Below are 9,539 nucleotides of genomic sequence, written 5' to 3'. Positions count from 1 at the left end.
GCTGTCGGTCGTGCTGGGCATGTTCCGTGGCATGGTCAGGGAAGTGCTGTCGCTGGCCAATTGGGTATTGGCTTTCTGGATCGCAAACCGTTATGGCGCCGACCTGGCCGTGTACATGGATTGGGCTGAATCGCTTAGCCCGCCCATGAAGGCCTTGATTGGTTGTGCCGCCGCATTTTTCGCATCCATGATTGTGGGTGCCATCCTTATTTCCCTGCTTGGCAAAATTGTTGCTGCAGCGGGCTTGGGTTTTGCCGATCGTGGCTTGGGTGGAACCTTCGGTTTTGCCCGCGGTTTATTTATTGTGTTGGTGCTGGTCACCGGGGCAGGTTTTACCTCGCTTCCGGAACAGCCATTTTGGCGAGATGCCATGTTGTCCCCTTTGGCTGTGGATGCGATGCGAGAAATCAAACCGCATTTGCCCGAAAGTGTGGCCAAATGGGTGCGCTACTAGGAGCTTTCAATGTGCGGGATTGTCGGTATCGCCGGTTTTTCTCCTGTTAATCAAATTCTTTACGACAGCTTGCTGTTGTTGCAACACCGCGGCCAGGATGCTGCGGGCATTGCCACATCGCACAGCAATTCGTTTTCCATGTCCAAGGGCAATGGCCTGGTGCGCGACGTGTTTCGCACGCGCAACATGCGTTCTTTGCCCGGGAATATGGGCATTGGCCATGTGCGCTACCCCACAGCGGGCTCTGCGGCCAGTTCCGATGAAGCGCAGCCTTTCTATGTGAACGCGCCTTACGGTCTGGTGTTGGCCCACAACGGTAACCTGACCAACAGCGAGCGCCTGAAGGCTGAGCTGTTCAAGAACGACCGTCGTCACATCAATACCAATTCCGATTCAGAGGTGTTGCTCAACGTGTTGGCGCATGAATTGCAGTCCAATGCGTCGGGTTACTCACTCGACCCCGCCACCATTTTCCGCGCGATTGCTGGTGTTCATGCCCGTGCGCGTGGTGCCTATGCCTGCGTGGCACAAATTGCTGGTTACGGCTTGCTGGCTTTCCGCGACCCGTTTGGTATTCGCCCCCTGGCTTTGGGCAAGGCTGAAACCGAGCAGGGCACGGAATACATGTTTGCATCGGAATCTGTTGCCCTGGTGGGCATGGGGTTTGAGTTTGTGCGGGACATCGAGCCCGGTGAAGCCGTGTTTGTGGACCTGGATGGGAAAATGTACGCGCAGCAATGCGCCGAAAAAACATCGCTGAATCCCTGCATTTTCGAATACGTGTACCTGGCACGTCCGGATTCCGTCATGGACGGAATCAGCGTATACGAGGCCCGCGTGAAAATGGGCGAATACCTTGCGGACAATATTCGAAAGAGCATGCCTGCCAGTGAAATTGATGTGGTCATGCCCATTCCCGATTCAAGCCGCCCTGCGGCCTTGGAATTGGCGAACCAGTTGGGCGTGCCGTACCGCGAAGGTTTTATCAAGAACCGTTACATTGGCCGCACTTTCATCATGCCAGGCCAGGCCGTGCGCAAGAAAAGCGTGCGCCAGAAGCTCAATGCTATTTCTGTGGAATTCAAGGGCAAAACCGTGTTGCTGGTGGACGATTCAATTGTTCGCGGCACCACAAGCCGTGAAATTGTGCAAATGGCCCGGGAAGCAGGTGCCAAGAAAGTAATTTTCGCATCTGCTGCGCCCCCTGTGCGTTTTCCAAACGTGTACGGCATCGACATGCCCACGCGCGACGAGTTGATCGCATCTGGCCGCACAGACGATGAAATTTGTGCGGAAATTGGTGCGGATGCCTTGTTTTACCAAGACATTGAAGACATGAAGCGTGCCGTGCGCGACATGAATCCTGCAATCAAGGCTTTTGATGCAAGCTGTTTCGACGGGCATTACATCACCGGCGATGTGACCACCGAATACCTGGACCGCTTGGAGTACATGCGCAAGCACCCCGAGGTTTTGGAATCGGGTGGTCTGCAAATGAATCTGGGTTATTCAGCCAATCAATAAGTGCAGCGGAAATTTGGGGTAAAATGCTCAACTTATTGATAAGAAAGCGCGAAATGGTTCGCGCTTTTTATTTGTGCAGGGCGATCTGACTATGTCACTGATAGTACATAAATACGGTGGCACCTCCATGGGGTCCACAGAACGTATCAAGAATGTAGCCAAGCGTGTCGCCAAATGGCATCGCGCGGGCTTTCAAATGGTGGTGGTGCCGTCTGCCATGTCAGGCGAAACCAATCGCCTGATCGGCCTGGCCAGGGAAATTCAGGCCGAACCCGATCCCCGTGAGCTGGACATGCTGTGTTGTACTGGCGAACAGGCTTCCGTGGCCTTGCTGGCCATGGCGTTGAAGGCTGAGGGGTTGGATGCCATCAGTTTTTCTGGCTGGCAAGTGCCCATTAAAACCGACAACAGCCACACCAAGGCCCGCATTGAGTCGATTGACGACACTCGTGTGAAGGCCGAGCTGAACGCCGGCAAAGTGGTGATCATTACCGGATTTCAGGGTATTGATGAAGCGGGCAATCAAACAACACTGGGCCGTGGTGGTTCTGATACATCGGCTGTGGCCATTGCTGCAGCCATGGGTGCTGCAGAGTGCCTTATCTACACTGATGTGGACGGTGTTTACACCACTGACCCCCGCGTGGTGCCCGAAGCGCGCCGCATGCGGGTGGTGTCGTTTGAAGAAATGCTGGAAATGGCTTCGCTGGGCTCGAAAGTGCTGCAAATTCGATCTGTCGAGTTTGCGGGCAAGTACCGCGTGCCCACCCGAGTGCTCTCAAGCTTGACCGACCCAATGATGTCGCTGGACGAAGAAAAAGTGTCTGGCACGCTGATTACTTTTGAGGAAGATGAACATATGGAACAAGCTGTTGTTTCCGGTATCGCTTTCAACCGTGATGAAGCAAAAGTGACCATTCGTGGCGTGCCCGACAAGCCTGGCGTGGCCTACCAGATTCTGGGTCAGGTTGCCGAAGCAAATATTGACGTGGATATGATCATTCAGAACCAGGGTTCTGATGGCACCACCGACTTTACATTCACCGTGCACCGCAATGAATTCAACAAAACCATGGATTTATTGAAAAATAAAATTCAGGGTAGTGTGGGTGCACGTGAGGTGGCAGGCGACACGAATGTGTGCAAGGTGTCGATCGTGGGCATTGGCATGCGTTCGCATGTTGGCGTGGCCAGCTTGATGTTCAAAACCCTGTCGGAAGAGGGCATCAACATCCAGATGATTTCAACGTCTGAAATCAAAGTGTCTGTGCTGATCGATGACAAGTACATGGAGCTGGCTGTGCGTGCACTGCACAAGGCTTTTGACCTGGAAAAAGACGCGGCCTGAAGAGGCTGTTGATGTAGCAAGAATGTGGCGTGTTTCGTAACAAAGTGATTTGCGCCTGCATTCAACATTTTGGCCGAAACCGTGTATAATTCGGCCTTCTGGAGACGTGGCCGAGTGGTCGAAGGCACTCCCCTGCTAAGGGAGCATACCCCAAAAGGGTATCGGAGGTTCAAATCCTCTCGTCTCCGCCAGATGTAAAGCCCCCTGATTTGCGGTCACGCATTCGGGGGGTTTGTGTTTGGATTTCTTGAATTTGCATTCTTTTACATTCAATATGAAGCAAGCGGTTTTTTCTTTGCAGCTTCTGAATGTAAATCCCAATGAATACACCTGAATTGTCCCGGTTTGATGTCGCTGTTATTGGCGGGGGCATTGTGGGTTCCAGTGTCGCTTATCACCTGTTGCAAGGTGATCCACAATTGTTGGTCGCCGTGATCGAACCCGATCCTGGCTATGAGTTCGCATCTACCCCACGTGCGTCTGGCGGTTGCCGGGTGCAGTTTACCTGCCCCGAGAACATTGCCATGTCGCTTGACAGCATTGAATTCATCAAGAAATTCGATGCCATTATGGGCACCGAAGACCACCCGGCTCATGCGGATTGGGTTGAGGGTGGTTATCTTTTTCTGGTTTCTCCCGAACACATCACTGCACTGGAAAAAAATGCACGCCTTCAGCTGGAACATGGTTGCGTGGTTGATCTGTTGAGCCCTGATGAACTGAAAAGTCGATTCCCCTCCATGAATGTTTCAGATTTGGGTCTGGGTGCGCTGACGCCGCAAGACGGCTGGTGCAACCCCAAAGGCTTGTTGTGGGGGTTTCGACGAAAGGCGGTGGAATTGGGTGCGCAGTACATTCAGGCGCGGGTTGTGGCGGCGAATCTGGAACGGACCAAGGTGAAATCGCTTGTATTGGATGATGGGCGCGTGCTTCGTGCCGATGGTTTTGTGAATGCTGCTGGTGCCTGGGCGGGTGAGGTGGCCGCGCATTTTGACATGCCTTTGCCCATCAAGCCCTTGTCGCGGCTGGAGCACTATTTCATGGTGGATTCCCCGATGGAAAAAATCCCTTACATCAAAGAATTGTCCAGGCTTGCCTTCAGGTCTGAAGGGCAGGGGTTTTCAGGTGGCGTGGTGAGCGACCATGTACCGCGCGGGTTTAATTTTGAAATTGATCATGATTATTTCGAGCGGGTGGTGTGGCCTGCCGTGGCCCACCGTTTCCCTCCGCTTGAGGCTGCGAAATGCCACAGGACTTGGTCAGGTTTGTATGAACAAAATGAACTGGACGGCAACCCTGTGATTGGTCCGTGGACGGATCGATTGCCAAATTTGTACACAGTGGCCGGGTTCTCTGGTCACGGCATGATGCATGCACCGGCAGCGGGCCGTGCAATTGCAGAGCTGATCCTTCAAGGGGCATATCAATCGATTGATTTGCGCAAGTTTGGCTATCAGCGAATTACGGCGTCTTTACCTTACTCGGAATTGGGAATTGTATGATCCAGAAAATTGAAATTCCAGATGGTGAGGATATTGAGAAGTCAATTCCCTTGCTGATAGAAATGCTGGACATTCGCATTGGTCTGGAAACAAGGGCTTTGAGATTGTCGATTCCGAATATGACGGAATCCGATTTCGAAAAAGCACGCAATATTCTTGTGTTGTACGATGCCAATGAATTGCCACATGGCTGGTCATTTTTGAATCTCCAGTTTCACTTGTGCCTGTACGAACCTTGTGGGCGCCCGAAGTTGCTCAAGTTAATCGAAGAAACAGCCACAAGTTTCAGTCAGCTTTCAAGAGCCCGTGTGTCGTTTGTCACCGGGCGTGAAGTTCCCCATGCCGAACATGTTGCGATGTTAAAGGCCTGCATGGCGAGAAACGTTAATTTCGCAGTGTCTCTTCTCGAACGGCACATTGAGCACACACAGCATGTGCTGACCGAATTGGGCAAGCGCCAATCTTGTAATTAGCCATTTGTAGGACATTGCTCACACCGCATTCGGCGAATGCCGACCAACTTTCCTTTCCTGACAACGTAAAGTGAAGATGTGATCTTGACGTGATCGATGGCAAGCGCATCGAACTGGCTGGCAAACTTCAAGAACGCTATGGCTTCGAAAAAGATGAAGTGGAGCAGTACTTGAGGGAGTGGGAAAAGCGGAATCACTGATCGCGTCAACCGATTAATCACTTAAGGAGTTGATTATGTTGCACTACGCCGTTGTGTTTTTTGTGATTGCACTGATTGCTGCGTTGTTTGGTTTTGGCGGCATTGCAGCGGGTGCAGTGGAAATTGCGAAAGTATTGTTTTTCATTTTCATCGTGCTTGCCGCAATTACGTTTGTAGTTAACTTGCTCAGATCCAGGCCGTAGCGCATCGGTACTGCGTTTTCTTGCACACACAATTTGAAAAATCCAATCCGTTTTTTGCCAAAATCCAAACGTGTCAGGCTTAGGCAAACAAGGCCCTACTGGCTGTTGGCTTTTGGGTGCTTGATGGTTGTAGCTTTGCTGGGTATCACCTACACCCATTCCCGCATGAATGCGCAGGTGCTTGCCCTCACGGAAATCAACAAAAAGCGGATTGATCGTCTGGATCAGCTTTGGGTGCTTGTGGTGGATGCCGAGGCCAGTGCGCTGTCGTTTCTGTTGATGCGCAACGATGTGTACCTGGAACCTTACCGAAGCAGTGTGTCCAGGCTCGAGCCTTTGATGGCCGTCATGCATTTTGATATTCCTGCTGGCTCTGAAGACCACGAGGATCTGCTGATCCTCAATCGCTTGGTGGATGCGAAGTTTCAACATCTGGGCGAAATGTTGAGCAAGGGCAGGCCGCCCGTGGTTATTTCAGGTGGTTACGGCGAGATGGGCAAGCAGTTGATGGACGAAATTCGGGTCCGTCTTGCGGTGCTTAGGGAGCGACGTGAAAAAGCCCACAAAACACTTGAGACCAGTTTTCTGACACGTGCCGACAACATTCAGTATGTGGGTTATGCGCTGGGCATGGCCTCGCTGCTGTTGATTGTCAGTCTGTTTCTGGTGCAGCAGCGCCAGGTGGCGCTGCGTGCACGGGTTCATGATTTGCTGAAAACCGAAAACAGCCGCTTGGAAGCGATGGTGTTGAGCCGAACGCGTGAACTGAGCAATTTGGCCAGCCATTTGACCACTGCACGCGAAACCGAACGCCAGCACATTGCGCGTGAACTGCATGACCAGATGGGTTCCTGGTTAACGGCGGCAAAAATGGATGCCAGTTGGCTGCGACGTTCCTTGGGGACTCAGGTCGGGGACGACATTCAGGAGCGCATGCTGCGTTTGATTGAAAGCATTGGCAGCACGATTACCTTAACCCGCCGTTTGGTGGATGACTTGCAGCCCCCTTTGCTGGAAGGTCTGGGGTTGGTGGAGGCGTTACGGGCGCTGGGTGAGCAGTTCCGGATCGACATGCCGGTCAAAATGAACTTCAGCGACAATAATCTGGACTTGCCGCAAGCGCAATCACTGGCTTTGTATCGAATTGCCCAGGAGTCGCTGAACAATGTGCGCAAGTATTCAAACGCGACATTGGTCACACTGCAGCTGTGTGTCGAGGCAAGCGATGTGGTGTTGAATATTCAGGACAATGGTATGGGTTTTGACACTGGTAACCCGCAGGTGCATGGCCATGGAATTGCAGGTATGAAACACCGAACCCAAATGTTCAATGGCAGGCTGGTCTTGCGTTCGGCTCCGGGCAAGGGCACTTGCATTGAAGTTCGAATGCCGATTGGTTCTGCCTGAATCACTTCAATTTCCCAGCAGTCCGTGTTGGTGTGCATAAGTGGCCAGTTCAGCATTGCTTGAAACGGTCAGCTTTTCAAGTACGCGTGTTCTGTAGGTGCTTACGGTTTTCACGCTCAGGTGAAGTGTTTCTGCAATCACTGAAACAGACTCCCCTTTGGCCAGACGCAGGAAAACCTGAAGTTCGCGTTCAGACAATAGTTCGTGGGCGGGTTTGTCGATGTTTCCCGTCATTTCATTGGCGAGCAGTTCAGCCGTTTTTGGGGAAATATATCGGTGGCCTTTCGCAACAGTATGTATTGCGTTGATCAGGTCGTCGCGATTGCAGTCTTTACACAGGTAACCACTGGCACCATTTCGTATCATGGGCAGGGCGTAACGTTCCTCGGAAAAGCTGCTGATGATCAAAACCTGTGTGTTGTTGCGTTGCTTGATGGAGCGCAACAAATCAATCCCGCTGAGGTCTGGCAGGGAAATATCAAGCAACAAGACATCGCATGAATGCTCGCGCAGCATGGTTTGGGCTTCTTCAGCGTTGCCCGCTTCAAACGCGATGTGCAGGCCCAGTTCGTCAGACAGCATTTCCCGAAAGCCAGCGCGAACGATGGCATGGTCGTCAATGATTGCCAATCGGATCATAAGTGTTATTCCCTTCGATGTAATTTGCTCTCGCAAGGCCAGACAATTCCTACAGATGAATCGTCTTTGTCGGACAGATTGTTAAATCGCCTCTCCGTAGTATTGAACGTGTGAAGTTTGATCAATACATACCTTGATCTTGATTTTTTTCAGAGTAGTTCAGTTCACTAACTTTTCAGGAGTTCGACCATGAGTAAATTGATTGCACAAACCTTGATTGCCACAGGTGTGGTATTTTCGGCTTTGGCCCCTGCGTATGCGGCAGAGCAAATTGCTCAACAACAACCAGGTCAACAGCCGCAGCCAGATCAGCCTTCTGCTCAGCAACCAGGTCAGCAGCCCGGCCAACAGCCAGATCAACCCAAGTCTTCGGTGGGTCAGTATGTCGATGACAGCACTATTACCGCGAAAGTGAAGGCCAAGCACGCGGAAGATAAAGTGGTCAGCGCATTGCGTGTAAGCGTGGAGACCAAGCAAGGCGTTGTAGTTCTGTCTGGTGAAGCAAAAACAGATGGTGAAAAGCAACGCGCGGAAATGCTTGCCAAGCAGGTTGAAGGCGTTAAAAGTGTCAGCAACAAGATTGATGTAAAGCCAAAATCTTGATTCGCTGATTGTTAAAATCCCCCCGCTTGGGTCGGCAACGGGCGGGGAGGTTGATTGCAGGTGAGTGCTGTGAGCAAAAAAAAGCCCTTCAATTCCGAGTTGAAAGTTCTTGTGGTGGAAGACTCTGTCGACTTGCAGGTGTTGCTGCAAGCCATGCTGGATGAAATTCCCACAGTGAAAGTTGTGGCCAGTGTGGGCACTGAAGCTGCCGCGGTGCAGGCCCTGAAAGCCGACAGCGCCGACTTGGCGATTGTAGATCTTGAACTTGAATCAGGTTCAGGACTTGGTTTTTTGAAGTCGCTCTCCGAAAGCCTTGATTTGCATGATCAAGTCAAGGTGGTCATTTTTTCAAATTATTCCAATTTGGTCATTCGACATCGATGCCTGAATCTGGGTGCCAAGGCATTCTTTGACAAATCCTTTCAAATTGACGAGCTGCTTGAATATGTGCAGGCAGAGGCCTCAGGCAAAGCCCAAGGCCTTGGGCCTTGATCAAATGGCCTGTGCTGGTCCGAAAAATTCAAAATGTTGCCGCTCTGCTGGCACCCCCATTTTTCCCAGCAATGTTTTCACAGTGCTCATGAACGGCACTGGCCCCAGAAAATAAACTTGTGCATTGCCCGGCAGATGTTCTGCAAGGGTGTGCTGTTTAATCAAACCATCCACATTTTCATAAATGTAGCGTGTGTAAACGTTGTGATGCTGCTCACTGAGTTGATCGCTTAATGCCTTGAATGAATGTTGAGCCATGTTTTTGCAGGCGTGAATGAAGTGCACATCGCGTTTTCCAGCCGCTGCTTTCAGCATGGCGATTGCCGGGGTCAGGCCCACGCCGGCCGTGATCAAAACCACAGGTTCTGTACCTTCGTTCAACACAAACTCACCGCAGGGTGGGCTTAGCTGAACTGTGTCGCCCACGTGAAGGTGTTGGTGCAGGTGGTTCGAGGCCACGCCACCTTTTTCGCGCTTTACCGAGATACGGTAGTGCTTTCCATTGAATAAGTCGGACAGGGAATAGTTGCGCATCACTTTGGCACCGTTGATGTTCAGGTGCAGTGTGATGTATTGCCCGGGTTTGAACGCCATGATGGCCCGTCCATCTGCGGGTTGCAGGTAGAAAGACGTGACCAGTTCACTTTCTTGCTCTTTGGCGGCAATTGTGAAGGCACGTTGCCCCTCCCACCCC

The 9,539-nt window shown here is 51.7% G+C and carries 11 protein-coding genes and 1 tRNA gene; 10 read left to right on the top strand and 2 right to left on the bottom strand.

The window, feature by feature from the left end; all coding sequences use genetic code 11:
* The 8 genes from V7028_RS15020 to V7028_RS14985 all read left to right on the top strand — a co-directional run.
* On the top strand, positions 1-454 hold a 454-nt coding region (locus tag V7028_RS15020; RefSeq protein ID WP_334120894.1), incomplete at its 5' end, for a CvpA family protein.
* Positions 455-463: 9 nt separating this feature from the next.
* Positions 464-1,978 (top strand): amidophosphoribosyltransferase, encoded by a 1,515-nt coding sequence (gene purF, locus V7028_RS15015; protein ID WP_334120893.1) that lies wholly within the window; start codon positions 464-466, stop codon positions 1,976-1,978.
* Between the two features lie 91 nt (positions 1,979-2,069).
* Complete coding sequence (locus V7028_RS15010) at positions 2,070-3,326, top strand: aspartate kinase (RefSeq protein ID WP_334120892.1); 1,257 nt, start codon at positions 2,070-2,072, stop codon at positions 3,324-3,326.
* A gap of 100 nt (positions 3,327-3,426) precedes the next feature.
* Positions 3,427-3,517 (top strand) — tRNA-Ser (locus V7028_RS15005).
* 129 nt (positions 3,518-3,646) lie between these two features.
* Positions 3,647-4,828, top strand: a complete 1,182-nt coding sequence (locus V7028_RS15000) for an NAD(P)/FAD-dependent oxidoreductase (protein ID WP_334120891.1) — start codon at positions 3,647-3,649, stop codon at positions 4,826-4,828.
* A complete protein-coding gene (locus V7028_RS14995) occupies positions 4,825-5,301 on the top strand; it encodes an FCD domain-containing protein (RefSeq protein WP_334120890.1) in 477 nt (158 codons plus the stop codon). The genes V7028_RS15000 and V7028_RS14995 overlap by 4 nt, the downstream gene beginning before the upstream one ends.
* Before the next feature lie 235 nt (positions 5,302-5,536).
* Positions 5,537-5,704 (top strand): DUF1328 domain-containing protein, encoded by a 168-nt coding sequence (locus tag V7028_RS14990; RefSeq protein ID WP_334120889.1) that lies wholly within the window; start codon positions 5,537-5,539, stop codon positions 5,702-5,704.
* Positions 5,705-5,827: 123 nt separating this feature from the next.
* The gene (locus V7028_RS14985; RefSeq protein ID WP_334120888.1) at positions 5,828-7,111 is read left to right on the top strand and encodes a sensor histidine kinase; all 1,284 of its coding nucleotides are present in this window, start codon (positions 5,828-5,830) and stop codon (positions 7,109-7,111) included.
* Between the two features lie 6 nt (positions 7,112-7,117).
* On the opposite strand, the gene V7028_RS14980 is transcribed toward V7028_RS14985, so the two are convergent.
* Positions 7,118-7,750, bottom strand: coding sequence for a response regulator transcription factor (locus V7028_RS14980; RefSeq protein WP_334120887.1), 633 nt, complete (start codon positions 7,748-7,750; stop codon positions 7,118-7,120).
* A gap of 189 nt (positions 7,751-7,939) precedes the next feature.
* Between V7028_RS14980 and V7028_RS14975 the strand changes: the two genes are divergently transcribed.
* Positions 7,940-8,353, top strand: a complete 414-nt coding sequence (locus V7028_RS14975; RefSeq protein WP_334120886.1) for a BON domain-containing protein — start codon at positions 7,940-7,942, stop codon at positions 8,351-8,353.
* 69 nt (positions 8,354-8,422) lie between these two features.
* Positions 8,423-8,845, top strand: coding sequence for a response regulator (locus tag V7028_RS14970; RefSeq protein WP_334120885.1), 423 nt, complete (start codon positions 8,423-8,425; stop codon positions 8,843-8,845).
* Here V7028_RS14970 and V7028_RS14965 read toward each other — a convergent pair.
* Positions 8,846-9,539, bottom strand: a 694-nt coding sequence (locus V7028_RS14965; protein ID WP_334120884.1) for an FAD-binding oxidoreductase, incomplete at its 5' end; no start/stop codon positions are given.

Origin of the sequence: Limnobacter sp. (genome assembly GCF_036846585.1) — a bacterium.
GTDB lineage: Bacteria > Pseudomonadota > Gammaproteobacteria > Burkholderiales > Burkholderiaceae_B > Limnobacter.
Note: the sequence above shows the minus strand (reverse complement) of the source record. Positions and strands in the feature narration are given on the sequence as shown.